This window comes from Streptomyces sp. NPDC059649, from assembly GCF_042734445.1.
Lineage (GTDB): Bacteria > Actinomycetota > Actinomycetes > Streptomycetales > Streptomycetaceae > Streptomyces.
Genome location: NZ_JBHWDV010000005.1, coordinates 22641 through 47888, shown reverse-complemented (window position 1 = coordinate 47888; position 25248 = coordinate 22641). Strand labels below are relative to the sequence as shown.

At 74.8% G+C, this 25248-nt stretch carries 21 protein-coding genes and 3 pseudogenes; 16 read left to right on the top strand and 8 right to left on the bottom strand.

All coding sequences use genetic code 11. From position 1 onward, the window contains the following. Nucleotides 1-191 precede the first annotated feature (191 nt). Nucleotides 192-617: a hypothetical protein gene (locus ACFV1J_RS09920; RefSeq protein WP_385856786.1), complete on the bottom strand. Its 426-nt coding sequence runs from the start codon at nucleotides 615-617 to the stop codon at nucleotides 192-194. After that, on the bottom strand, nucleotides 614-2386 hold the full coding sequence (locus tag ACFV1J_RS09915; protein ID WP_385856785.1) for an IclR family transcriptional regulator C-terminal domain-containing protein: 1773 nt from the start codon (nucleotides 2384-2386) through the stop codon (nucleotides 614-616). Before ACFV1J_RS09915 ends, ACFV1J_RS09920 begins: the two co-directional genes overlap by 4 nt. Before the next feature lie 361 nt (nucleotides 2387-2747). Here ACFV1J_RS09915 and ACFV1J_RS09910 point away from each other — a divergent pair. From ACFV1J_RS09910 to ACFV1J_RS09875, 8 genes and pseudogenes are all read left to right on the top strand, one after another. Next, nucleotides 2748-3533 (top strand): annotated as a pseudogene (locus ACFV1J_RS09910) (CoA transferase subunit A); the annotation flags it as partial. A 378-nt stretch (nucleotides 3534-3911) separates the two neighbouring features. Then, nucleotides 3912-4667, top strand: a pseudogene (locus ACFV1J_RS09905) (CoA-transferase subunit beta); the annotation flags it as partial. 80 nt (nucleotides 4668-4747) lie between these two features. Continuing rightward, entirely contained in the window at nucleotides 4748-5977 is a 1230-nt protein-coding gene (locus ACFV1J_RS09900; protein WP_385856784.1) for a thiolase family protein, read from the top strand. A gap of 374 nt (nucleotides 5978-6351) precedes the next feature. After that, entirely contained in the window at nucleotides 6352-7215 is an 864-nt protein-coding gene (pcaH, locus tag ACFV1J_RS09895; protein WP_385856783.1) for a protocatechuate 3,4-dioxygenase subunit beta, read from the top strand. Beyond that, nucleotides 7215-7946 (top strand): protocatechuate 3,4-dioxygenase subunit alpha, encoded by a 732-nt coding sequence (gene pcaG / locus ACFV1J_RS09890; RefSeq protein ID WP_385856782.1) that lies wholly within the window; start codon nucleotides 7215-7217, stop codon nucleotides 7944-7946. Before pcaH ends, pcaG begins: the two co-directional genes overlap by 1 nt. A gap of 148 nt (nucleotides 7947-8094) precedes the next feature. Continuing rightward, on the top strand, nucleotides 8095-9747 hold the full coding sequence (locus ACFV1J_RS09885) for a lyase family protein (RefSeq protein WP_385856953.1): 1653 nt from the start codon (nucleotides 8095-8097) through the stop codon (nucleotides 9745-9747). Beyond that, on the top strand, nucleotides 9744-10580 hold the full coding sequence (gene pcaD, locus ACFV1J_RS09880) for a 3-oxoadipate enol-lactonase (protein WP_385856781.1): 837 nt from the start codon (nucleotides 9744-9746) through the stop codon (nucleotides 10578-10580). The genes ACFV1J_RS09885 and pcaD overlap by 4 nt, the downstream gene beginning before the upstream one ends. Further along, a complete protein-coding gene (locus ACFV1J_RS09875; protein WP_385856780.1) occupies nucleotides 10577-11815 on the top strand; it encodes a 4-hydroxybenzoate 3-monooxygenase in 1239 nt (412 codons plus the stop codon). Before pcaD ends, ACFV1J_RS09875 begins: the two co-directional genes overlap by 4 nt. Here ACFV1J_RS09875 and ACFV1J_RS09870 read toward each other — a convergent pair. Next, on the bottom strand, nucleotides 11764-12801 hold the full coding sequence (locus tag ACFV1J_RS09870) for a PP2C family protein-serine/threonine phosphatase (protein ID WP_385856952.1): 1038 nt from the start codon (nucleotides 12799-12801) through the stop codon (nucleotides 11764-11766). The two genes, ACFV1J_RS09875 and ACFV1J_RS09870, sit on opposite strands and share 52 nt — an antisense overlap. A 319-nt stretch (nucleotides 12802-13120) precedes the next feature. Between ACFV1J_RS09870 and ACFV1J_RS09865 the strand changes: the two are divergent. The 4 genes and pseudogenes from ACFV1J_RS09865 to ACFV1J_RS09850 all read left to right on the top strand — a co-directional run. Next, nucleotides 13121-14188, top strand: a pseudogene (locus ACFV1J_RS09865) (NAD-dependent epimerase/dehydratase family protein); the annotation flags it as partial. Between the two features lie 33 nt (nucleotides 14189-14221). Then, nucleotides 14222-14902 carry a glycosyltransferase family 2 protein gene (locus ACFV1J_RS09860; RefSeq protein ID WP_385856951.1) on the top strand — a complete coding sequence of 227 codons (681 nt, stop codon included), beginning with the start codon at nucleotides 14222-14224 and terminating at the stop codon, nucleotides 14900-14902. Next, nucleotides 14899-15570, top strand: a complete 672-nt coding sequence (locus ACFV1J_RS09855) for a DUF2064 domain-containing protein (RefSeq protein ID WP_385856779.1) — start codon at nucleotides 14899-14901, stop codon at nucleotides 15568-15570. Before ACFV1J_RS09860 ends, ACFV1J_RS09855 begins: the two co-directional genes overlap by 4 nt. Next, nucleotides 15567-16289, top strand: coding sequence for a class I SAM-dependent methyltransferase (locus ACFV1J_RS09850; RefSeq protein ID WP_385856778.1), 723 nt, complete (start codon nucleotides 15567-15569; stop codon nucleotides 16287-16289). The genes ACFV1J_RS09855 and ACFV1J_RS09850 overlap by 4 nt, the downstream gene beginning before the upstream one ends. On the opposite strand, the gene ACFV1J_RS09845 is transcribed toward ACFV1J_RS09850, so the two are convergent. Next, nucleotides 16214-16771 (bottom strand): hypothetical protein, encoded by a 558-nt coding sequence (locus tag ACFV1J_RS09845; protein ID WP_385856950.1) that lies wholly within the window; start codon nucleotides 16769-16771, stop codon nucleotides 16214-16216. The two genes, ACFV1J_RS09850 and ACFV1J_RS09845, sit on opposite strands and share 76 nt — an antisense overlap. A gap of 20 nt (nucleotides 16772-16791) precedes the next feature. After that, complete coding sequence (locus tag ACFV1J_RS09840) at nucleotides 16792-18042, bottom strand: molybdopterin-dependent oxidoreductase (RefSeq protein ID WP_385856777.1); 1251 nt, start codon at nucleotides 18040-18042, stop codon at nucleotides 16792-16794. Between the two features lie 114 nt (nucleotides 18043-18156). Here ACFV1J_RS09840 and ACFV1J_RS09835 point away from each other — a divergent pair, with 114 nt between their 5' ends. After that, nucleotides 18157-19641: a hypothetical protein gene (locus ACFV1J_RS09835; protein WP_385856776.1), complete on the top strand. Its 1485-nt coding sequence runs from the start codon at nucleotides 18157-18159 to the stop codon at nucleotides 19639-19641. Nucleotides 19642-19699: 58 nt separating this feature from the next. On the opposite strand, the gene ACFV1J_RS09830 is transcribed toward ACFV1J_RS09835, so the two are convergent. After that, the gene (locus tag ACFV1J_RS09830) at nucleotides 19700-20020 is read right to left on the bottom strand and encodes a hypothetical protein (RefSeq protein WP_385856775.1); all 321 of its coding nucleotides are present in this window, start codon (nucleotides 20018-20020) and stop codon (nucleotides 19700-19702) included. Nucleotides 20021-20162: 142 nt separating this feature from the next. On the opposite strand from ACFV1J_RS09830, the gene ACFV1J_RS09825 reads away from it, so the two are divergent. Beyond that, complete coding sequence (locus ACFV1J_RS09825) at nucleotides 20163-20726, top strand: MarR family winged helix-turn-helix transcriptional regulator (RefSeq protein ID WP_385856774.1); 564 nt, start codon at nucleotides 20163-20165, stop codon at nucleotides 20724-20726. 255 nt (nucleotides 20727-20981) lie between these two features. Here ACFV1J_RS09825 and ACFV1J_RS09820 read toward each other — a convergent pair whose 3' ends face one another. After that, nucleotides 20982-22181: a serine hydrolase domain-containing protein gene (locus ACFV1J_RS09820; RefSeq protein WP_385856773.1), complete on the bottom strand. Its 1200-nt coding sequence runs from the start codon at nucleotides 22179-22181 to the stop codon at nucleotides 20982-20984. A 512-nt stretch (nucleotides 22182-22693) separates the two neighbouring features. Here ACFV1J_RS09820 and ACFV1J_RS09815 point away from each other — a divergent pair. Then, complete coding sequence (locus tag ACFV1J_RS09815; protein ID WP_385856949.1) at nucleotides 22694-23356, top strand: isochorismatase family protein; 663 nt, start codon at nucleotides 22694-22696, stop codon at nucleotides 23354-23356. A gap of 269 nt (nucleotides 23357-23625) precedes the next feature. On the opposite strand, the gene ACFV1J_RS09810 is transcribed toward ACFV1J_RS09815, so the two are convergent. Next, nucleotides 23626-24444, bottom strand: a complete 819-nt coding sequence (locus ACFV1J_RS09810) for a lipase family protein (protein ID WP_385856772.1) — start codon at nucleotides 24442-24444, stop codon at nucleotides 23626-23628. 354 nt (nucleotides 24445-24798) lie between these two features. On the opposite strand from ACFV1J_RS09810, the gene ACFV1J_RS09805 reads away from it, so the two are divergent. Further along, entirely contained in the window at nucleotides 24799-25185 is a 387-nt protein-coding gene (locus ACFV1J_RS09805; protein WP_385856771.1) for a hypothetical protein, read from the top strand. The last annotated feature ends 63 nt before the right edge of the window (nucleotides 25186-25248 follow it).

Genomic DNA, 25248 nt, shown 5'->3' with positions numbered 1-25248 from the left:
CAAGCCGACCACGCGATCGCCGATCATCAGCCATCGGCCACCGCCTGCCGCCCATCACCCGTCGGCCACCGCCCGCCGACCGCCAGCCACCGATCACCGCCCGCCGATCATCGACCGTCGCCCGCCTCCCCCCACCGCCCGCCGATCACCACCCCCCCCGCCCGCCAAGCACCCAAGGCCAACGGCCGAGATCAGGCAGGAGGCTCGCCGAAGTGCCTGATGCCGGTCGTTGGGTTGCCGACGAACCGCAGCGCGCGGTGGTCGAGGCCGCATACGTTCAGGAGCAGTTCCAGGGCGGCGTCCTCCTCGGGTGTCGCGCGGCCGAGCCACACCAGGACGACCTCCTGGCCGTCATGTCGGGTGAGGGCGAAGTCGATGGTCCGGATGCGGAACATGGCGAGCCGCATCGTGCCCAGGTCGTCCCAGCCGGGTTCGAGGGTCAGGCGGAGGCGGGTGGCGAGTGACTCCAGGGGCACCCGTAGGCCGGCGATCAGCCGGAAGTGTGCGGCGGCGTACTCCCATGCGCTGGTCTGGAAGGCCGGGTTGCGCTTTCCGCCCTGGTAGACGGGCGCCGCCTCCCAGTCCGGTTCAGGTGGCGGGACGGAGAGCGCCGTCACAGGACCGGGATCCGTACGTACCGGCCGGCCACCGCGAGGTCCGCCTCGATGGCGGTGGCCGTCTCGCGCAGGGCCGGGAGGATCGCGTCGCGGGTGCCGGCGGGGGTGGTGCGGCCCGCGTGGGTGGAGACGTTGACGGCGGCCACGACCTCGCCGGTGCGGTCGTGCACAGGGACGGCGAGCGAGCGCAGGCCCTCCTCCAATTCCTCGTCGACCAGGGCGTATCCGTCGGTGCGGACCTGCTGGAGGAGGGCGAGCAGGGCCTCCGGGTCGGTGACGGTGTGCCGGGTGAAGGGCCGGAGGTCGGTGAGGGACAGCCGGGCGGACACCTCGGCCGGCGGCAGACCGGCGAGCAGGGCGCGGCCCATGGACGTCGCATACGCGGGGAAGCGGGTGCCCAGGGTGATGTTGACGCCCATGATGCGCACGGTGGGGACCCGGGCGACGTACTGGATGTCGTCGCCGGAGAGGACCGCCAACGAGGCGGAGTCGTGCACCCGCTCGACCAGCGCGGCCAGATGGGGCTGTGCGATCGCCGGCAGTGTCAGGCCCGAGAGATGCGCGAAACCCAGCTCCAGCACCTTCGGCGTGAGCCGGAAGAGCTTGCCGTCGGAGGCGAGATAGCCGAGGTGCTCCAGGGTGATCAGGGCCCGCCGGGCGGTGGCCCGGGCCAGGCCGGTGGCCTCCGCGACGGCGGTGAGCGGAAGTGCCGCCCGACCGGCGCCGAAGGCGGTGAGGGTGAGCAGCCCGCGGGCCATCGATTCGACGAACTCGGGGCCCAGTTCCTGTTTGGAGGCCCGCATCCAGGAGGCATGGGAGGAGAGCCCGCCGGTGCTGGCGGTGGGAGAGGCGGCGCTCGTCGGGGGCTCCTGAGGGGCGGTCAGGGCGAGTTCCATCGCCGTGACCGTGTCGCGCAGCCGGGGGAGGACCGCACCGGGCAGCTCGGCGGCGGACAGCCGGCTGGTGTGGCTGACCACGCTGACCGCACAGACGACCCGGCCGGCGGGGTCCCGTACGGGCATCGCGACCGCGACCAGGCCCGGTTCGATGAGCTGGTCGTCCAGTGACCAGCCGGCCGCGCGGGCGGCGTCAACACGCTCCTCGAATACGACAGTTGAGGCGGCGGCGGGTGAGGAGGCCGCAGGTGAGGAGGTGGCAGGTGAGGAGGTGGCAGGTGAAGGGAAGCCTGACTCCGCCTCGTCGTGGGGGCGTGGGGGGACGGCCGGGAAGCCCGCGTCCGTCGGGTCGGCCGCGCGGCGGGCGCGCCAGCGCGCCCAGTCCGATGCGTCCCACGCGTCCGCGAACAGGGCCCCGGGCGCGCCGCGTTCGGCGGGCAGCAGATCGCCGATGCGGAAGGCGAGGGACATCGCGCGGCGGCGGGTGGCCTGGTGGACGAAGCGCACCCCGTCGCCGTCCGGGACCGCGAGCGAGACGGACTCGTCGAGTTCGTCGGCCAGCCGGTCGGCGAGTGGGCCGAGCCGGTCCGGGAGGCCGGACGCGGCGAGATAGGCGTTGCCCAGCTCCAGCAGCCGCGGCGCGAGCACCGCGTCCCGGCCCTCGACGCGTACGTAGCCGAGTCGGGCGAGGGTGCTCAGGACCCGGTCGACGGTGGAGCGGGCCAGGCCGGTGACCCGCACCAGATCGCCCACCGCCTGGCGGCCGCCGCCGGCCGACAGCTCCCGCAGCACGGTCAGGCAGCGGATCAGCGGACCCACCGCTTCCGGCGGCGCGGCCGGGGAGGACGGTGCGGTGGGGGCGGGGTGGGTCATGGCCTCTCCCTGGTGCGGTGATCTCGTCCGAACCGTACCGGGCGGACCGTTGACAGGGCCGCGGGCGGGGTCCAGACTCAGAGCGTCCTTCCATTATGAACTTAAGTTCACTACGCGAACAGGCGGCTTCCGTAGCCCGACCCGCATGAACGGCTCCTAATTTCTGGAACTCCCTGAACTGCCTGAACTACCTCAACTGCCTGAACTGCCTGAACTGCCTGAACTGCCTGAACTGACCCCGCTGTCCGGGCAACCCGGCAATCCCCATCCCTGGATCCACCCCTGGATCCACCCCTGAACCCGTCAGTGGCCCCCTAGCGCGCGCCCGCATCGTCGACAGAGGTTGGAGGACCTGGCCGATATGGCCGACATCCGTTCGTTGCACGAGGCCGTCGCGGAGCTGATCCACGACGGGGACACCGTGGCGCTGGAGGGGTTCACCCACCTCATCCCGTTCGCCGCGGCGCACGAGATCATCCGCCAGGGCCGTACCGGCCTCACGCTCGCCCGGATGACCCCCGATGTGGTCTACGACCAGCTGATCGGCGCGGGCGTGGCGGCGAAACTGGTCTTCTCCTGGGGCGGCAACCCGGGCGTCGGCTCGCTGCACCGCTTCCGGGACGCCGTCGAGAACGGCTGGCCCGGCCCGCTGGAGACCGACGAGCACAGCCACGCCGGCATGGCCAACCGCTACGCCGCGGGCGCGGCCGGGCTCCCGTTCGCCGTGCTGCGCGGCTACCGCGGCAGCGACATCCCCTCCCGTACGCCCACGGTCGCCACCGTGACCTGCCCGTTCACCGGCGAGGAACTGGCCGCCGTCGCCGCGCTCAACCCGGACGTCACGGTCATCCACGCCCAGCAGGCCGACCGGGCCGGCAACGTCCAACTGTGGGGCCTGACCGGTGTGCAGAAGGAGGCGGTGCTGGCCGCCCGGCGCGTCCTGGTGACCGTCGAGGAACTCGTCGACACCCTGGAGCCGCGCCCCGGCGGCCTCGTCCTGCCTACCTGGGTCGTCGACGCGGTCGCGGTCGTCCCCGGTGGCGCCCATCCCTCGTACGCGGCCGGGTACTCGGTCCGCGACAACGCCTTCTACCGCCGCTGGGACGGGATATCACGGGACCGGGCGGCGTTCGGCCGGTGGCTGGAGGGGATCAGAAGCGACCCCGCCACCTCTCCCGCCCCCTCTCCCACGTCAACCGCCCCCGCCACCCTGCCCGTTCCCCGACCCGCGCACGCCCGCGGGCACGCGCCCGTACTGGCTCCCGCTGCCGTCTCCGACCCCCGACCCGCGCCCGCCCCCGCGCCCCTACCGGCTCCCGCCGCCGTTCCCGATCCCGAGTCCCGACACACGCACGCCCCCGCCCCTGCCTCCGTACCGGCTCCCGCTGCTGTCCCCGATCCCGAGCGACGACCCGCACACACCCCCGCCCACCCCCACCCCCACCCCCACCCCCACCCCCACGCGCCCGCGACCGCGCCCCCGCCGGCATCCGTCCCCGCCCCGCCCTGGAGCCCCGATGAGCTCATGGAGGTCAACGCCGCCCGGGCGTTGGCCGGGGCGCGGACCTGCTTCGTCGGGATCGGGCTGCCCAGTACGGCCGCCAACCTCGCCCGCCGCACCGTCAATCCGGACCTGGTGCTGATCTACGAGTCCGGCACCATCGGCTCGAAACCGACCCGGCTGCCGCTGTCCATCGGGGACGGCGAACTGGCCGACACCGCAGACGCGGTGGTGTCCGTGCCCGAGATGTTCAACTACTGGCTGCAGGGCGGCCGGATCGACGTCGGCTTCCTCGGCGCCGCGCAGGTCGACCGGTTCGCCAACATCAACACCACCGTCGTCGACCGCGGCCCCGGCAAACCGGAGGGCCGGCTGCCGGGTGCCGGTGGCGCGCCGGAGATCGCCGCCAACTGCGGGCAGGTACTGATGGTCCTGCGGCACAGCCGCCGCAACTTCGTCGGCGCGCTGGACTTCGTGACCACCCTCGGCCACGGCAGCGGCCCCCAGGACCGCGCCGCGCTCGGACTGCCCGGCGCCGGCCCGACCGCCGTCATCACCGACCTCGGCGTACTGCGCCCCGACCCCGGCACCGCCGAGCTGGTCCTGACCGACCTGCACCCGGGCGTGACGGTCGAGCAGGTGCGCGCGGCCACCGGCTGGGACCTCAAGGAGGCCGACCGGATCGGCGTCACGGCCCCGCCCACCGCCGCCGAACTCGCCGCCCTGCGCGCCCTGAAAGCCGCCACCCCGCAGGTCACCCCTCAGACCACCCCCCAGGCCATCCCCAAGACCACCCCCCAGGGCATCCCCACATCCGGTACGCCCGGGGCGGCCGGCGCACGGAAGGACACCGCCACCCGATGATCATCGACCGGCCCCGGGACGTGTACGTCGTCGACGCCGTCCGTACCCCCTTCGGCAAATACGGCGGCGCACTCGCCGGTGCCCGTCCCGACGACCTCGCCGCGCATGTCGTCAGGGCCCTGGTGGACCGCGCGCCGGGACTGGATCCGGCCACCATCGACGACGTCTGGCTCGGCAACGCCAACGGCGCGGGCGAGGAGAACCGCGATGTGGCCCGGATGGCGGTGCTGCTCGCCGGGCTCCCGGTGTCCGTACCCGGCGTCACCGTCAACCGCCTCTGCGGCTCGGGCATGGAGGCCGTCATCCAGGCCGCCCGGGCCGTCGCGCTGGGCGACGCCTCGGTGGCCGTCGCCGGCGGCGTGGAGTCGATGAGCCGGGCGCCCTGGGTCCTGCCCAAGCCGGAACGCGCCTTCCCCGCGGCGCCGCAGACGCTGCACTCCACCACCCTGGGCTGGCGGCTGACCAACCCCAGGATGCCCGGCGAGTGGACCGTCGCGCTGGGGGAGGGAGCCGAGCTGATCGCCGACCGCGACCGGATCACCCGCGACCGGCAGGACGCCTTCGCGCTGGCCAGCCACGAGAAGGCGGCCCGGGCCCGGAAGGACGGCGCCTTCGACGCGGAGCTCGTGCCGTACGGGGACGCGGCGCAGGACGAAGGCATCCGCGAGGACACCTCGTTGGCGGCGCTGGGCAAGCTGCGACCGGCCTTCCGTACGGGGGGCGAGGCGGCGCACGGGTCCACCGGGCCGGCGGCCGGCGCGGGCACCGTCACGGCCGGCAACTCCTCACCGCTCAGCGACGGTGCGGCCGCGCTGCTGCTGATGGACGAGCGGGGACTGCGCGCCTCCGGCTGCACACCGCTCGCCCGGATCCGCAGCAGCGCGGTCACCGGCATCGAACCGCGGTACTTCGGGCTCGGCCCGGTCGAGGCGGCCACCCGGGCCCTGGAGAAGGCCGGGCGCGGCTTCGACACCCTGCACACCGTCGAGCTCAACGAGGCGTTCGCCGCCCAGGCGCTCGGCTGTCTGGCCCGCTGGCCCGAGCTCGACCCCGGCATCGTCAATCCGCGGGGCGGCGCGATCGCTCTCGGCCACCCGCTCGGCGCCTCCGGGGCACGGCTCGTCGGCACGGTCGCCCACCAACTGGCGGCCGCCGGCGCCGGAACGGGCCTGGCGACGCTGTGCATCGGCGTGGGACAGGGGCTGGCGATGGTGCTCGAAAGGTAGTTACCCGGCGGGCGCGGTGAGCCGCATGCTGCAAGGGCGCCGCTCGACGGACGTGACGGCAGTGGCCTCGTCACTGCTTGTTGCTCCCGCACCCTGAACCGCACGCACCTTGTTGCTCCCGCACCCGGAACCGCACGCACTGCCCCGGAACCGCCCGCGCCTGGAACCGCCCGCACCTGGAACCGCCGTATCGCCCCGGAACCGCCCGCACCGCCCAGGCATCCCCGGGGCTGGCCGGCCCGATCACCCGCACCGCCCCGGCCCCCGGGGCCGGCCCGATCACCCGCACCGCCCCGGCCCCCGGGGCCGGCCCGAGCACCCGCACCGCTCCGACCACCCGCACCGCCCCGACCACCCGCACGGAGAGGGCAGCCATGACCCTGACCCCGTTCACCCCCGCGACCCCGGCGTTCCTCCCCGGCGCGCCGCTTCCCGACCCCCGGCCGCTCGCCGCGCCCGTACCGCCGCTGCCCACCCAGGCCGACATCAGCCGGGAGATCGCCGCGCGGGCCGCCGCCGCCGACCGGGACCGTGCCGCCGGCGCCCCCGTCCCGGCGCACCCCGCGCGGGACTACACCCCGTACCGCAGCAGCACCGCCCGCCATCCCCGGCGGCCACCGGTCGAGATCGACCACCTGGCCGACCCGGAGGCCGTCGAGCTGACCGGCCCGGCGTTCGGCGTCACGGACGTCACCGACCTGGACGCCGACCTCACCCGGCAGCACCCGGGCGAACCGCTCGGCGAGCGGATCACCGTCACCGGGCGGATCCTCGACCGCACCGGCCGCCCGGTGCGCGGTCAGCTCGTCGAGATCTGGCAGGCCAACGCCTCCGGCCGGTACGCCCACCGGCGCGACCAGCACCCGGCCCCGCTCGACCCCCACTTCACCGGTGTGGGCCGCTGTCTGACCGACGATCAGGGCCGCTACACCTTCACCACCATCAAGCCCGGCGCCTACCCCTGGCGCAACCACGACAACGCCTGGCGCCCGGCCCACGTCCACTTCTCGCTCTTCGGCACGGCCTTCACCCAGCGGCTGATCACCCAGATGTACTTCCCCGGCGACCCGCTCTTCCCCTACGACCCGATCCTCCAGTCGGTCACCGACCCCGCCGCCCGCGCCCGGCTCGTCGCCGCCTACGACCACGAACTCTCCCGCCCCGAAAGGACCCTGGGCTACCGCTGGGACATCGTCCTGGACGGCCCGTCCGCCACCTGGACCGAGGAAGGCCGCTGATGCCCCGCGCCACCACCGAACCGGCCGGCACCCACCACCCGGCCGCCGCGCCCGAGCCCACCGCAGCTCCCGACCCGGCCGCGGGCACCGATCCGGCCGCGGGCACCGATCCGGCCGGCACCCCCACCCCGCCGCTGCCCCCGACGCCCTCGCAGACCATCGGCCCGTTCTACGGCTACGCCCTCCCGTTCCGCGGCGGCGAGCAGATCGCTCCGGCCGGCCGGCCCGGCACGATCACCCTCCACGGCCGGGTGCGGGACGGTGACGGCGCCCCGGTGCCGGACGCCCTGCTGGAGTTCTGGCAGGCGGGCCCGGACGGCAGCCTGACCGGCGCGCCCGGCTCGCTGCGCCGCGACCCGGTCACCGGCGCCGTCATCGGCCGGCACGGCCTGGACTTCACCGGATTCGGCCGGGTCCCGACCGACGCCGACGGCCGCTACGTCCTGCACACCCTGCCCGCCACCGCCCCGGCCGGCCACCCCGGTGCCGCGCCCTACCTCGCCGTCTGCGTCTTCGCCCGCGGGCTGCTGCACCACCTCTTCACCCGTGTCTACTTCCCCGAGCACACCGAGGCCCACGCCGGCGACCCGCTGCTGTCCCGGCTGCCCGCCGACCGGGCCCGCACCCTGCTCGCCCACCCGGACGGCCCGGACCGCTACCGCTTCGACGTCCAGTTGCAGCAGACCGCCGACGGCACCTACGAGGAGACGGTCTTCCTTGCGTTCCGATGACCGGGCTCGTTCCGATGACCGGCCCGATTCCGATGACCGGAACCGTTCCGGTGACGGGCTGTCCCACGACCGCCGTTCCACCACCCCGCCCGCCCCCGATGCCCCACCGCACCCACAACCATCCCCACACCCCCACGACGACGCCGACCTGGGGCTGCTCGCGCCGTCCCGGGCCGGCTCCGCCGTGGCCTCCGCCACCGGGGACGCCGCATACCTGCGCGCCCTGCTCGACGCCGAGGCCGCGCTGACCCGCGCCCAGGCCGCCGTCGGACTCGCGCCGGAGGAGGCGGCCGTCGTGGTCACCGCCGCGGCGGCCGAGCCCGGCCGTCACGACCCCGGCACGCTCGCCACGCGGGCCCGGGCCGCGGGCAACCCGGTCGTCCCGCTCGTCGCCGACCTGACCGCCGCGGTCGCCGCCCGCGCACCCGAGGCCGCCGACTACGTCCACCGCGGCGCCACCAGCCAGGACATCCTCGACACCGCCACCATGCTGGTCTGCACCCGGGCGCTGGACCTGGTGCTGACGGACCTGGCCCGGACCGCCGAGGCGCTGCGCCGTACCGCCGCCGCGCACCGGGACACGCCGATGGCCGGGCGGACGCTCACCCAGCACGCCGTGCCGACCACCTTCGGCCTCAAGGCCGCGGGCTGGCGCAGCCTCGTGCTCGACGCCCATGACCGGCTCACGGCCGTCCGCTCCGCCCTGCCCGTCCAACTCGGCGGCGCGGCCGGCACCCTGGCCGCCTTCCACGCCTACGCCGAGGCCGAGCCCGCACCGCCCGCCGCGGGCCCCGACCTCGACCCCGACCCCGGCACCGACCCCGGCACCGACCCCGGCCCCGGCCCCGGCCCCGGCACCGGCCCCGGCACCGACCCCGGCACCGGGCTGCTCGCCGCCTACGCCGCCGAGACCGGGCTCGCCGCACCCGCCCTGCCCTGGCACACCCTGCGCACCCCGGTCGCCGATCTCGCCGGGGCGCTCGCCTTCACCGCGGGCGCCCTCGGCAAGCTCGCCGCCGATGTCCTGACCCTCTCGCGCACCGAGATCGGTGAGCTTGCGGAGGGTAGCGGCGGTGGATCGTCCGCCATGCCGCACAAGGCCAATCCGGTGCGGGCCACGCTGATCGCGGCCGCCGCCCGTCAGGTCCCGGCGCTCACCGCGGTGCTGTACGGCGCGCTGGCCGCGGAGGACGAGCGTCCGGCCGGCGCCTGGCACGCCGAGTGGCAGCCGCTGCGGGACGCCCTGCGGCTGGTGGGTGGCGCCGCCCGGGACGCCGCCGAGCTGACCGGCGACCTCCGGGTGCGTCCGGACCGCATGCGGCGCAACCTCGACGCCACCGGCGGCCTGGTCGTCAGCGAACGCCTGGTCGCGGCCCTCACAGCCCGGACCGGCCGCGGCGAGGCCCGCCGCCTCCTGGACGCCGCGGCCCGCCGCACCGCCGAGCAGGGCGTGCCCCTGGCCACGGCCCTGCAGGAGGCCCTGCCCGAGGCCTTGCCCGAGGCCATGCCGGAGGCCCCGCCCGAGGCTCGGCTGCCGGCAGACCCAGACCCAGACCCAGACCCAGACCCAGACCCAGAGCCGGACCCACGCCCCGGTCGACGGCTCGACCAACGCCCCGCTCGACGGCCCGACCCACTCCCCGGTCGACAACTCGACCAACGCCCCGATCGACCACTCGACCAACTCCTCGACCAACTCCTCCACCAACTCCTCGACCCGACCGGCTACTTGGGCTCCGCCGGTGCCCTCGTGGACCGGGCGCTGGAACGTACCGTGCACACCCCGCAGGAGCCCGTATGACCCGCCCGTCCGCCGGTTCGCCGCCGCATCACACCCTCGACGGTCCGGACGGCGCCCCACCGCTCGTCCTCGGCCCCTCCCTCGGCACCGAACTCGGCGTCTGGGATCCCCAAGTCGCCGACCTGGCACGGCAGTTCCGCGTCGTGCGCTGGGACCTGCCGGGCCATGGAGGGACGCCCTCCGTCGCCACCACCACGATCCCCGCCCTCGCCCGCGGGGTCCTCGCGCTCGCCGACGGCCTCGGCATCGGCCGTTTCCGTTACGCCGGGATCTCGCTCGGCGGCGCGGTGGGCGCCTGGCTCGCCGCCCACCATCCCGAGCGGATCGCCTCGCTCGTACTGATCTGCTCCTCGGCCCGGTTCGGCGAACCGCGGGCCTGGCACGAACGGGCCGCGCTGGTAAGGGAGTCGGGGCTCGGGCCGGTCGCCGACACCGCCGCCGGCCGCTGGTTCACCCCGGACTTCGCCGCCTCCCCACCGGCCGCCGCGCTGGTCAACACCCTGCGGCGGCGCATCGCCCCCGCCGGCTACGCGGCCTGCTGCGACGCCCTCGCCGGCTACGACCTGCGCGGCGACCTCGCCCGCATCGCGGCCCCCACCCTGGTCATCGCCGGCCGCACCGATCCGGCCACCCCGCCCCCGCACGCCCGCGAGCTCGTCGACGGCATCCCCGGTGCCGGCCTCCTCGAACTGCCCGGCGCCGCCCACCTCGCCAACGTCGAACGCCCCGCCGCCGTCCTGGCCGCCCTCCTCGGCCACCTCGCCGCACCGCCGGACGCCCCGGGTGCCGTCCGCGTCCCCGTCCCGTACCCCTCGGAAGGAACCGCGCCGTGACACCCCCACCGCCCGTCCGCTCCACCACCGTCGGCATCATCGGCGGCGGCCCCGCCGGACTGCTGCTGGCCCGTCTGCTGCACCGGTCCGGCATCGACTGCGCCGTCCTGGAGAGCCGCGACCGCGGCTACGTGGAGCGGCGGCAGCGCGCCGGCATCCTCGAACAGGGCACCGTCGACGTGCTGCGCGGCTGCGGAGCCGGGGCGCGGCTGGACCGCGAGGGCCTGGTCCACGACGGTATCGAGCTGCGCTTCGCCGGGCGGGCCCACCGCCTCGACTTCCCCGAGCTCACCGGCGGCCGCCGGGTGACCGTCTACGCCCAGACGGAGGTCGTCAAGGACCTCATCGCCCTCCAACTCGCGGACGGCGCACCGCTGTTGTTCGGGGCGGAGGCGCTCACCGTCGAAGGGGTGGACGGGGACCGCCCGGCCGTCACGTACCGGTACCAGGACCGCGTGCACACCCTGCACTGCGACTACGTCGTCGGCTGCGACGGCTTCCACGGCGTGGCGCGCCGGGCGGTGCCGGAGGGCGAACGCCGCACCTACGAGCGCGGCTACCCGTACTCCTGGCTCGGCGTGCTCGCCGACGCCCCGCCCTCCGCCGAGGAGCTGATCTACGCCCACTCCCCGCGCGGCTTCGCGCTGTTCAGCATGCGCAGCCCGACCGTCAGCCGGCTCTACCTCCAGGTGCCCAACGGCACCGACCCGGCGGACTGGCCCGACGAGCGGATCTGGGGCGAACTGGAGACCCGCGCGGCCGTCGACCCGGCCACCGGCGCCGCCTCCTGGAAGCTGACCCGCGGCCCGATCACGGCCAAGTCGGTGCTGCCGATGCGCAGTTCCGTCACCGAACCGATGCGGTACGGGCGGCTGCTGCTGGCGGGCGACGCGGCGCACATCGTGCCGCCGACCGGGGCCAAGGGCCTCAATCTCGCCGTCGCCGATGTCACCGTCCTCGCCCGCGCCCTGGACCGTCTGCACACGACCGGTTCGACGGAACTGCTGGACGCCTACTCCGCCACCTGCCTGCGCCGGGTCTGGCGCGCCGAGCACTTCTCGGCCTTCATGACGACGACCCTGCACAGCGCCCCGGACCAGTCGCCGTTCGACTCCCGGCTGCAGCTCGCCCAGCTCGACCGGATCGCCACCGCCCCGCACGCCGCGGCCGAACTCGCCGAGAACTACACCGGACTGCCGCTCCCCGCGGACCCGGCGGGGTGCTCGTCGCGGTAGCGGACCAGCAGCATCGCCGCGTCGTCGTGCAGCGGGCCCTCGGCGTGCTCGACCAGGTCCTCGCGCACCGCGCGCAGGGCGGCCTCCGGGTCGGCGTCCTTGAGCAGCGCCGCCCGGTCGTCGAGCGGATAGAACCGGTCGAACGCGTCGCGCGCCTCGCTGACCCCGTCGGTGTAGAAGAGCAGTTGGTCGCCGGGGCGGAACGGCACCTCGTAGGGCAGCGGGGCGTCCGCGGCGTGCCAGGTGAGGCCGAGCGGCAGGGAGCGTTCCGGCGGGGCGGCGAAACCGACCGTGCCGGCGGGGCGGACGACCAGCGGCGCCGGATGGCCGTAGTTGAGGAGCGTGGCGTACGGGCCGTCACCGACCTCGGCGAGCACGGCCGTCACGAAGCGTTCGCCGGACAGATGGCGGTTCAGGGCCCGTTCGACCCGCTCGCCGACGGCCGGCAGATCGGGTTCGTCGTACGCCGCCTCGCGGAACGCGCCGAGCACCACCGCCGCGCTCTCCACGGCCTCCAGCCCCTTGCCCTGGACGTCGCCGACGATGATCCGGACACCGGCCGGCGAGGTCACCACCTCGTACAGGTCGCCGCCGATCCGGGCCTCGGCCACCGCCGACGTGTAGGAGACCGCGATCCGCAGCGGTCCGGCGCTGCGCGGCACCGGGCGCAGCAGCACCCGCTGGGCCACCTCGGCGATCGAGCGGACGCTGGCCAGTTCGGCCTCCCGGCGCTGCCGCATCACCGCGGCGACCACCCCGGCCGCGGTCACCCCGGCCACCGACAGCAGCGCGGTCAGCCCCCGCCGGCTCTCGAACAGCCCGTTGTAGACGCCGAGCCCGAGGCAGAGCACGAACGCGGTCAGCCCGGCCAGCGCGGTCCGCCGCCAGCCGCCGACCAGCCCGGCGAACGCGGGCCCGAGGGACACCAGCGGCAGGAAGCCCACACCGGGCCCCGCGGTCAGGTCGACGGCGGAGACCACGGCCATGACCGTGTAGGGGAGCACGGACAACACACGGGAGCCGGTGCAGCGCTCCCCGTTCTCCAGGGCCAAGGCGTTCTCCGACGGTGTGGTGTTGAGGTGATCGGGTGGCGGGGCCGTCGGCCGCCGGACTGTCCGAAAACGGCCCCCGGACCCCCGACCTGAGCATATGCAACATATGCCGTATCGAAATACCTCGGCCGGGCCCGTTACCGAATCGCAGTGGCGCGGACCGTCTCCGGTCACGAACGCCGGATCTTACGGACCCATGACACGGTCGTCGTGGCGCGGGCCGTACCGCCCGGCCGCGCCTAGCGTGACCGGCATGCGCGTACTGGTCACCGGCGGTGCCGGATTCATCGGATCGCAGGTCGTCGACGCCCTCCTGGCCCGCGGCCACGAGCCCGTCGTCCTCGACGCACTGCTCCCCACGGCACACCGCGAAGCCCCGCCGGCACGGCCCGGCACGCACCGGATCGTCGCCGACGTACGGGACCGGCCGGCCGTCGAGGCCGCCCTGCGCGGTGTCGACGCGGTCTGCCACCAGGCCGCCATGGTCGGCCTGGGCAAGGACTTCGCCGACGCCCCCGAGTACGTCGGCTGCAACGACCTGGGAACCGCCGTCCTGCTGGCGGCGATGGCCACGGCCGGGGTCCGGCAGCTGGTCCTCGCCGGATCCATGGTGGTCTACGGGGAGGGCCACTACACCTGCCCCGCACACGGGGCGGTGCGTCCCGGCCCGCGCGCGGTGACGGACCTGGACGCCGGGCGGTTCGAACCGCGCTGCCCGCACTGCGGCTCCGAACTGCGGCCGGGACTCGTCGACGAGACCGCGCCCACCGATCCGCGCAACGTCTACGCGGCCACCAAGCTCGCCCAGGAACACCTCGCCGCCTCCTGGGCCCGGGCGACCGGCGGCCGGGCCGTCGCGCTGCGCTACCACAACGTCTACGGCCCCGGCATGCCGCGCGACACCCCCTACGCCGGGGTGGCCGCCTTCTTCCGCTCCGCCCTGGCCCGCGGCGAGCCGCCGACCGTCTACGAGGACGGCGGCCAGCGGCGGGACTTCGTCCACGTCCGGGACGTCGCGGCCGCCAACGTGCTGGCCCTGACCGCCCTGCCGGACCGGGCGGCCGCCACCTTGACCGCGTACAACACCGGCAGCGGCGTCCCGCACACCGTCGGCGAGATGGCCCGGACGCTGGCCGCGGCCTACGGCGGACCGGCGCCGGTGGTGACGGGGGAGTACCGGCTCGGCGACGTGCGCCACATCACCGCGTCGTCGCGGCGGATCGCCGAGGACCTCGGCTGGCGGGCGGCGACCGGATTCGAGGAGGGCATGGCCGAGTTCGCCCGGGAGGAGATGCGGACCGCCGCACGCACCGGGCCGGGCACGCCCTTCCCCCTCGCACCGAGACCCGCCCCGGTGGACGTCGTCCTGCCCTGTCTGGACGAGGCCGCCGCGCTCCCGTGGGTACTGTCACGCATCCCGGCCGGCTGGCGCGCGATCGTGGTGGACAACGGTTCCACCGACGGCTCCGCCGAGCTCGCCCGCGAACTGGGCGCCACCGTCGTCCACGAACCGCGCCGCGGCTTCGGCGCCGCCTGCCACGCCGGACTGCTGGCCGCCGACGCGGACATCGTCTGCTTCTGCGACTGCGACGCCTCCCTGGACCCGGCGCTGCTCGTCCCGTTCGTCCGCGCGGTCCGCGACGGCGACCGCGATCTGGTGCTGGGCCGCCGGCGCCCCCAGGGACGCGGCGCCTGGCCGCCGCACGCCCGGGCCGGCAACCTCGCCCTGGCCCACCTGCTGCGCCGGCGCACCGGCCTGCGGCTGCACGATCTCGGCCCGCTGCGCGCCGCCCGGCGCACCGACCTCCTCGGGCTCGGCCTCACCGACCGCCGCAGCGGCTACCCCCTGCAGATGGTCGTGCGGGCCGCCGACGCCGGCTGGCGGATCGAGGAGCGTCCGGTGCCCTACCGGCCGCGCACCGGCCGTTCGAAGGTCACCGGCACCTGGCGGGGCACCTGGCAGACGGTCCGCGACATGCGGGCCGTCCTCAGTCAGCCCCCGCTGACCGCCCCGGCGCGGGAGACGGCCCGATGACCCGCCCCGCGGACCGTACGCCGCCCCCGAACGGGCCGACCGCGCTCCTGGTCATCGCCAAGGAACCGGTGCCCGGCCGGGTCAAGACCCGGCTGACGCCGCCCTACACCCCCGACGAGGCCGCCCAGTTGGCCGCCGCGGCCCTGCACGACACCCTCCTCGCCGTCCGTGGCATGCCCGCCCGGCGGCGGACCGTGGTGCTCGACGGGCGTCCCGGCAACTGGCTGCCGGACGGCTTCGAGATCCGGCCGCAGTGCGCCGGCGGCCTCGACGAACGGCTCGCCGCGGCCTTCGCCGCCAGCCCGGGACCCACCCTGCTGCTCGGTATGGACACCCCGCAGGTGACCGCCCAACTCCTCGCGCCGGCCCTGGAGTTGACCGCATGGAGCCATCATGACGCGTGGTTCGGCCCGGCCGAGGACGGCGGCTTCTGGGCGCTCGGTCTGGCCGACCCCGACCCCCGGCTGCTGCGCGGCGTCCCGATGTCCACGCCGGACACCGGCGCCGCCCAGCGCGCCCGCCTGACCGCGGCCGGCCTCCGGGTCGGCGACCTGCCGGCCCTTCGCGACGTCGACACCGCCGCCGATGCCCGCCGGGTCGCCGCCCAGGCCCCCGACGGCCGCTTCGCCGCCACCCTCGCCCGGCTGGCACCGGTGACCGGCCGATGAGCACCACCGTCCCCGCGGCCCCGCCGCACTGGGGGGCCGACGCCTACGCCGAGGCGCTGCACCGCGGCCACGGTCCGCTCTATCTGCGCCGCACCGACGGCTGGTTGCTGCCGCTGGACGTGGAACGCTGGTGCGCCCCGGCGGACGCCGCCGACCTCGCGGCGCTGCGCCGCTGCGAGGGCAGCGTCCTGGACATCGGCTGCGGCCCCGGACGGCTGGTCGCCGCGCTCACCTCCCGGGGCAGGCGGGTACTCGGCATCGACGTCAGCCCGGCCGCGGTCGCCCGTACCACCGCGTCCAGGGGCGCGGCACTGCGCCGCTCGGTCTTCGACGCCCTTCCGGAGGAGGGGAGTTGGGGCACCGCGCTGCTCCTCGACGGCAACATCGGCATCGGCGGCGATCCCCGCGCCCTGCTCGCCCGCACCGCCGCGCTGGTCCACCGGACCGGGCTGCTCATCGTGGAGACCGTCCCCGCGGACGTCGACGAACGGGTCCGGGTCAGCGTCGCCGGCGATCCGTACGCGGACCACCACACCGGCGACCCGTTCCCCTGGGCCCGGGTCGGGACGCCGGCGCTGCTGCGGTACGCCGACGCCGCGGGCTGGACACCCGTCGAGCGGTGGACCGCCACCGGCCGGACCGGTCAGTCACCGTCCGCCGCACGCTGCTTCGTCGCCCTGCGGCGGCGCCGCAGCGTGCCCACCGCCCGCCGGGGTTGAACCGTACGGCACAGCAACCACAGGGCGGAGACCGCGAACAGCACGGCGGTGATCAGCAGCCAGCGGCCCAGGAAGACCCCGGCCGGCAGCCCGGTAGCGCGCTCGTAGTGCTCGGCCCAGGCACCGCCCGCCGAATAGGCGAGGAGCGGGAACCACACCAGCAACAGCAGCCCCGACAGTGCGGCGGGGACCCGGACGAAGGCCGTCCACGGCCGATGGCGGGCGGTCCCCGCCGTGCACCGGACCACCGCACGGTCGGCGAGCGCGTACAGCGGCAGCAGCACCAGATCGTGCAGCAGCGCCGCCCCCACGAACCACACCACCACCAGCGGCCACCGCCCGCCGGCCAGCAGCCGCACCCCCGCATAGCCGGTGAGCGCGAACGACCCGAGCATCAGCACCAGATGCAACGGCCCTTCGCCGTACCAGCGGTGCCGGCGCAGCCGCCGCCACCCACGCACCGCGGCGGCGCGCCCCGGCATCCGTACCCGTCGCACGCCGCTCACCCCTCCCCGAACGAGAGCCGCGCCACCCACTTGGTGTTCAGCACCCCCGGCGCCGCCGGCACGATGATCCGCGCCGGATGGCCGTGGTCCCGCGACAGCTCCGCGCCGCCCACCCGCAGCGCGAGCAACGACCGCGGATCGCGCACCTGGTCGCCGCTCAGCGCGGCCCGGCGGAACGCGCCGTGCAACTGGAGCGACTCCACCAGCACACCGGGCGGCCGGTCACCGAGGCCCACCAACGCGGCAAGCTCCCGCAACCGCACCCCGCCCCACAACTGGTCGTCCGTCGACCAGCCCTCCACACAGGCGATCGGCAGCGCCGCCTCGTGCTGCGGCAGCCGCAGCAGTTCGGCGCGGGTGAGCCGCACCCGCCGCCCGCCGCCCTCCACCGTCAGCCGCCAGTCCTCACCGGTGTCCTGCGCCCGGATGCCGACGGCCGCCGCGGTCTTGTTGATCTGGAACCCGTTCGGCCCGCCGCCCGGATCCGCGCCCCCGTGCGGCGCCAGCAGCGCGGTACGCCGCCACCAGCCGCCCAGGCTCTGCCCCGCCGTCGTCACCAGCAACAGCAGCGACCCGGCGCCGACCAGACCCAGCGCGCCCCGCCGGCTCACCGTCGGGCGGTCCGGACGGACCGCCACCAGCCCGGTCTCGTCGTCCTGCGCCGCCGGATCGGTCCGCTCCCGCAGCGCCCGTACGGTCCGCGGCAGCCGCAGCACCACATGGGCCACGAACGCACCGATGAACACCCACGCGCCGTAGAAGTGCAGCCGGTAGAACGACCCGGGGAAGAGGTACGCCAGCTGGACGTTGAGCAGCCCGGTGACGAACTCGAACAGCGCCCCGCCCACCAGCAACAGCAGCGACAGCCGCTCCACCGCATCCCCCGCCGACCGCGCCGGCGGCATCCGGAACAGCTTCGGGATCACCGACCACAGCTTCGCCAGCAGCACGGGCACGAGGACCACACCGAGGGTCACATGTACCCCCTGGGTCAGGCGGTAGAGCCAGCGCGGGCCGGTGGGCCAGCTGAAGAGGTAGAACCCCAGCAGACCCTTCTCGGGCGTCTGGTCGTTGACACCACCGGCCAGGTCGGGGTTGTACGCGGCGTACGACAGCAGACCGGTGACGAACAGCAGGGTGATCCCGGCCAGCAGGACCACGCCGAGCAGCGCGGTCAGCCGCGGGCCGCGCAGCGGACTGCGCCAGAACGACGGGGAGGTGGGCGGGAGCAGGCGGGATGCGGCCATGTGCCGACGGTATGCCGGGACCGGCGCTCCGAGCGGGCCGCAACGCATGACGAAAGTCTGACGTCGGCGGAACGGCGCCGCCCCGGGCCGCCCACCGCGGCCTAGCGTGCCGGTGTGACCCACCGTGAGATCCGGCCGGGCCGGGCGACCTTCCGTGCGGAACCCGACCAGCGCGCCGCGTGCCGCGCCGATCTGCTGGCCGCCGCGGCCGGCGCCCTCCTCGTCGCGCTCGCCGCCGTCATCGGCACCGTCATCGAGCACGCCAACGGCAGCCTGCACGTGAACTGGCCGCCGCTGTACGCCTCGTGGTTCCCGCACCTGGGCCCCGGCACCCCCGCCGCGGTCGCCGTCGCCGTCCTCGTGATCGCCTACGGCCCGCCGCTCGCCGCCCGGCTGCCCTGGCGGGCCCTGGTCCTCACCGGCTGGGCCGCCGCGCTGAGCTGGACGACCGCACTGGCCCTGATCGACGGCTGGCAAACCGGTGTCGCCGGCCGGCTCACCACCGCCTACGAGTACCTGACGGTCATCCGCCGCTTCGACGACCTCGGCCCGGCGCTGCGCGGCTTCACCGGGCACATCCTCAACAACGCCCCGGACCACTGGCCCGCCCATGTCGCAGGGCACCCGCCGGCCGCGATCCTCACCTTCGTCGGGCTGGACCGCCTCGGCCTGGGCGGCGGCGCCTGGGCCGGCGTCTGGTGCCTGGTCACCGGCGCCTCCACCGCGGCCGCCGTCCTCATCGCCCTGCGCGCCCTCACCGACGAGGCCACCGCACGCCGGGCCGCGCCCTACCTCGTCCTGGCCCCGGCCGCCGTATGGATGGGCACCTCCGCCGACGGCTACTTCGCTGCGGTCGCCGCCTGGTCACTCGCCCTGCTCGCGCTCGCCGCCACCCGACGTACCGGCCCCCGGCCACCGCTGGGTGGGGAGGCCCCCGGCGCCAGCCGGAGGAGCGCCCTCTTGCCCGCGGCCGCCGCCCTCGGCTCAGGGCTCCTGCTCGGTCTGACCTGCTACCTCTCCTACGGACTCACCCTGATCGTGCTGATCGCCGCCGCGGTCCTGCTGCTCGCCCGGAGCGCCCGTCCGCTGCCGCTGGTGGCGGCCGGGGCGGCGGCCGTCGCGGTGGCCTTCACCCTCTCCGGTTTCGACTGGTGGGAGGGGTACCGGCTGCTGGTCCAGCGCTACTACCAGGGCGCCGCCGCGGTCCGCCCGTACGCGTACTGGGTGTGGGGCAACCTGGCCTGCGCGGTGCTGATCACCGGTCTCGCCACCGTCGCCGCGCTGCGGCGCACCCTCGCGGCCGCCCCGGCCGCCCTGCGGCAACTCCGCCCGCGCACCGACCCGGGCCCCCACCGGACCGGCCCGCCGCCCACGCCCGCCGACCGCCTGGCCGTACTCGTCCTGGCCGCGCTGCTCGCCCTCCTGGTGGCCGACCTCTCCGGTATGAGCAAGGCGGAGACCGAGCGCATCTGGCTCCCCTTCGCGCCCTGGCTGCTGGCCGCCTGTGCCCGGCTGCCGGCGTCCCGGCGGCGCCACTGGCTGACGGCCCAGGCCGTGCTGCCGCTGCTGGTCAACCACCTGCTGTACACCGGCTGGTGACGGCGCGGGCGGCCCGCCGGACGGCCCCGGCCGCTACCGCGTACGGACCGGCCCCGCGTCAGGCCAGATACGTCCGGGCGGAGTTCACCCGGCCGGGGCGCAGGATGCGGATCGGGCCGAGGTTGCAGGACGGGCATTCGTTGCGGGTCAGCGGGGACGGAACCCGGGCACCGCGCGAGAAATAGTCGGCCCGTCGATGGCCCGCCAGATCCGTGGTGTGCCGGATCTCGTACTCCTCCTCCCAGCCGTGTCCGCAGTGCAGACAGACGAAGGAGTACGCCTCGTGAACCGTCTCGGTGTCCCGTTCCATGGTCACCACGCCCTCTCCCCGGACCCGCCGCTCGGGCGGCGGCGCCGGATGCACGCCGGTCCCGGCCATGCCGTACCTCCCATTATTGCGCCGTACAAAGAGAAGCGCGGGGCCGGATTTCCGGGCCGTCCCGAGGCCCGGCGCGGGCCGGTCCAACCTCGTCGGTACCAGCCGTGACCAGGCACGATGCCGGTACGGGTATAAAGGCGCCATGGGGAACGAGGCACACCGCGCACCGCGGACCGGCGAGGCGGCCGCGCCCGGGGACGAGCGCGCGCCGGACGGCGTCGAGGACCTCGACCAGGACGCCGAGGAGGTCATCGCCGCCGTGCTGACCGCCTCCCGCCTGCTGGTCGCGATCTCGGCCCGGGCGCTGGCCGGGGTCGATCCCTCGCTCACCCTGCCCCAGCTGCGCACCCTGGTCGTGCTCGACAGCCGGGGCCCGGTCAAGCTCGCCACCCTGGCCGCCGCGCTCGGGGTCAATCCCTCCACCGCGATGCGGATGGTCGACCGGCTGGCGGCGGCCGGCAGCGTCACCCGCAAGGCCAACCCCGGCAACCGCCGCGAGGTCGTCCTGGAACTGACCACCGAGGGCCGTGCCCTCGTCGCGCAGGTGCTCGCCCACCGGCACGCCGAGATCGCCGCCATCGTGGCCCGGCTGCCGGCCGACCAGCGCGCCGGGCTGGTCCGCTCCCTGCGTGCCCTCGCCGAGGCCGCGGACGAGCCACCGGTACCGCCCCGGCCCGCACCACCGCCGGAACCGGCCGCACCGTGACCGGCCGCTGCCCGGCTTCCCCGCGTCCCCGGCCGCACCGTGCCGGCTGCTGCCCGGTTTCCCTGCGTCCTTGGCCGCACCGTGCTGGCTGCTGCCCGGCTTTCCTGCGTCCCCGGCCGCACCGTGCCGGCTGCTGCCCGGTTTCCCTGCGCTCCCGGCCGCACCGTGCTGGCTGCTGCTCGGTTTCCCCGCGTCCCTGGCCGCACCGTGCCGGCCGCTGTCCGGCTTCCCCGCGTCCCCATCCGCGGGTTCCGGTCAGCCGCGCCGTTCCTCCAGTGCCTGGTACACCGCCTTGACCAGACCGCCGTTGCGCGGGTCGTCGCCCGCCGTCCCGCCGCCGTACTTGTTCATGGTGTACGCGTACGACAGCCGGTTCTCCGGGTCCACGAAGGCGTACGAGCCGCCGGCCCCGCCGTGCCCGAACGCCCGCGGGTTGGGGCCCAGCCGGCACTGGTGGTTGAGCATGTAGCCGAGGCCCCAGCGCAGCTCGAAGCCCGGCGGGGCGAGCGACCCTATGGCCAGATCGGGCTCCCCGGGCCGGCTCTGCGACCGGCGCATCTCCTCCAGCGTCCCGGCGCCGACCAGCTCCCCGCCCAGCAGCGCGCCGTACACCGTCGCGAGCCCGTGCGCGGAGGCGTGCGCATTGCCGCCCGGGAGCTCCGCCGAGCGGTAGGCCGCGCTGTTGACGTCGCCGGTCGGGATGGACATCAGGGAGAGCATCACGACCGCCATCGGATGGTCGTCCAGTGACCGGAACGGTGGCCTCGGCGCACCGGGCAGCCGCTCGGCGAGCAGCGACTCGTCCAGCTGCCCGACCATGTCCGCGCAGGAGGCGTGCTCCTCCACCGGGGTCCCGATGAACACCCTGGCCCCCAGTGGCTCCGCGATCTCGCTGCGCAGGAACGAGCCCACCGACTGCCCGGTGATCCGCCGGACGACCTCGCCGACGAGATAGCCGAAGGTCACCGCGTGATAGCCCTGCGCGGTCCCCGGCTCCCACCACGGCTCGGTGGCCGCCAGCACCGTGCAGACCTCGTCCCAGTCATAGGCGCGGCCGGGCGGCAGCGGTGTGCGCGGGGCGATCAGACCGGAGCGGTGGCTGAGCAGCCAGCGGACGGGTAAGTCCTGCTTGCCGGCCTGGGCGAACTCCGGCCAGTAGCGGGCGACCGGCGCATCGAGGTCCAACTCCCCGCGGTCCACGAGCAGATGGGCGCAGAGCGCCGTCATCCCCTTGGATGTCGAGTAGACGTTGACCAGGGTGTCCCGTTCCCAGTCGTGCGTCCGGTCGGCGTCCTTGTGGCCGCCCCACAGGTCGACCACCGGCTCCCCGTCCAGGGTCACGGTGACCGCGGCCCCGATCTCTCCGTGCCGCCGGAAATTCCGCTCGAAGGCCTCCTGTACGCCCGCGAACTCCGGTGCGCAGTGGCCCTTGACGTTGACGATGGCTGGTCCCACGGCTGCCTCTTCTCGCGTCGCCCGGTGCGCTCATCCCGTACGCAGGGGTGTGCGTACGTACGCCTGTACCTGCGAAACGGCGTCCCTACGGGATGATCCGCCCAGTTCGATGCCCGTGGCAACCATATGGACCCGGACGGCCGAGAGCGGCGTGTCAGAAGGCCGGGAAGGCCGGGAGGCTGGGAGGGCCGGGATGCGGAGGGGAGGCGGGGATGCGGGGGAGGCCGGAATGTGGGGGAGGTGGATTCCTGGGCGGCGGAATGCCTGGGAGGTGGGCCGTGGCCGGATCTGGCCCCCGCCGGCACGTACGGGCGCGCCGCACCTGCACCATGGTCATCATGACCACCACCGCCGCCGCCGACGAGGCTGATACGACGTCTACGGCCCTCAGCGACACGGCCGACACGACGTGTGAGGCCCTCAGGGACGACGCCGATACGGGTGCGGGTCTCATGGGCGACGCCGCCACCGGTGCCGGTCTTAGGGGAAACGCTGATACGGGCGTCGGCCCCATGGGCGACTCCGACTCCCGCACCGACACCGACGCCAGCGCCGACGCCGGGGAGGTCGGTGGGGGCGCGGGGCCTGGTGCGCCGGTCGCCCCCGTTGAGGCGCTGCTCCTCGTCGACATCCAATCGGCCTTCGTCGCGGGCGAGGCCGCGGTGCCGGACGCGGCGCGGGTGCTCGACCGGAGCCGTGATCTGCTGGCCCGGGCCCGCGCCGCCGGGGCCCTCGTCGTCCACCTCCAGAACGACGGCGAGCCCGGGGCCGTCGACGCACCGCACACCCCCGGCTGGGAACTCCACCTGCCCGTCGAGCCGGGGCCGCGCGAGACCGTGATCCGCAAGACGCAGGACGACGGCTTCGAGGGCACGACGCTGGGCGACCTGCTGGAGGCGGCGGACGTGGAGGGGCTGACGATCTGCGGGGTGCTCTCCGAGATGTGCGTCAGCGCGACCGCCCGCACGGCCCTGGCCCGCGACTACCGCGTGGTCCTGCCGCACGACGCACACGCCACCTACGACATCCCCGCGGCCCCGGGCATCAGCGAGGTCGTCCCGGCCGCGATGAACGCCCGCGCCGCCGAATGGGCGCTGGGCGACGAGATCGAGATCATCGCCCGGGCCACCGACGTCACCTTCACCGCGCCGTCCCGCGCCGGCCGGGACCGGTGACCGACGGGACCGGTGGCCCGCCCGGGAGGGTGGCCGCCGGGGCCGTTGACCGGCGCGACCGGTGGCCCGCCGGGAGCGGTGGCCGCCGGGGCCGGTGATGCACCCGCAGTCGTGACCGCCCGAAGCGGTGACCGCCGGGGCCGGTGATCCACCCGCAGTCGTGACAGCCGGAGTGGCGACTACCGGGACTGGTGATCCACCCGGAACCGTGACCCGGACCCGGGGGCCCGTGACCCGGCGGGGCGTGCCTTCGCGCCGCGGTGCCGTGGTCAGTTCTGGTTCTTCTCCAGTGCGGTGACGTACGCGCCCATGAAGTGGTCCCGGACGCCGTCGGACGTGGGCGCGAGCAGGTCGGCGGTGAATCCCTTGGCATGGTCGAAGAGCCCGGTGATCACCGGCATGGCGGTGTGGATCTTGCCCCTGGAGTCGATGTAGCGCAACGACGAGACATGGTGGAACGCGGGCTCCGGCGGGAGCTGGGGCACGATGTCGTTGTTGTTGACGAAGCGGTACATCCGGTCGGTGAAGGCCGCGTCGAACTCCTCCGTCAGCAGCCGGTCGCAGGTCCGCGGCTGGCCGAAGGTGTAGACGCCGGTGGCCGTCAGATACGGCTCTTCGAAGTGCAGCCGGGCACCGGCCAGCATCGCCAGCGCACCGCCCAGGCTGTGGCCGGTGAACCAGACGGTCTGGCCGTTGTCCCGGAACTCGTCGATGGCGGCGTGCACCTGCGGCCACACGGACTCCAGCGCCTCACCGAAGCCGTAGTGGACGTACCCCTTGCCGCCGGGGCCCGGCCAGGGCGGGGTGGTCGTGTCGGACAGCCAGTCGCGCATGTTCGCCGGTTCGGTGCCCCGGAAGGCGGTGATGATCATGTCGCGGCCGCCGAGGGTGTACGCCTGGGTGTCCTCCAGCGGGAACGGCGGCCGGAAGGTGGTGTGGTGGTGGCGCACCTGCTCGAAGCCCCAATCCCGGGCGGCTTTGTCGATGGCCGGCTCCTCCTTGTACGCGAGCTCGGCGGCGCGCGCCATACAGAGCGCATGGCGGACGCTGTAGCTGGTGACCTTCTGGTCGATGACGGTGCTGGTCAACGTGGGCTCCTTGGGGACGGAGTGAGGGGGACGACGGGGGAGGCAGGGGGTTGGTTGGCGGTGGGCGTACTCGTGCATGCACTGCGCGTGCACTGCTCGTGCACGTACTGCGGTGGATTGCCGGCGGTGCAACGGGAACAAGAGGCAGCGGGAACAAGGGGTGCGCGGCGCCGGCGGCCGCGGGCGATTACAGAATGCGCGCTGTGATTACTGAGCGTAACGTCTGTAGGTCCCGCCGCGCCGTTGCGCCCGTTTAAACCACTCGTTCGAGCCTCGGGTCGCACAGAGCGGGCCGGGGGGCGAGCCTGGAAGCGTCCGGCTCCCAGAGGAAGGCCCACAGAGGAAGGCCCCACAGTGAACAGCGCGGAACAGGCGTCACACGCGGAACATGTATCGGCCGAGGTGGTGGTGGAGCTGGAAAGCTGCGCGACGCAGGACGCGCACGCCGTCTTCAGCGCTCTGCGGACCGCCTTCGCCTCCGACCGGGCCCCCGACGACGTGCCCGAGGAAGTGGCGGGTGCCGGGCCGACGGTGTGGACCTCGACCATCGACGTGAGCGAGCACAAGGCCGAGGCCGAGCCCCGCAGACTGACGGCGCCGGTGCTGGTCAGCCTCCAGGGCGGCTACTGGGCGGTCGACCAGCTGTGCAAGGGCCTGGAGCCGGCGTTCACGGTGCACATCCTGGGCATGGCCGCCGGCGACCAGGAGAAGGAGGTCGAACTCCGCCTGGAGTCCCGCTAGAGCGGCCACCGGCCCAGGCGGCCGCCTGGAAAGCCCGGGCAAGGACGACCGACCCTGTTAGTG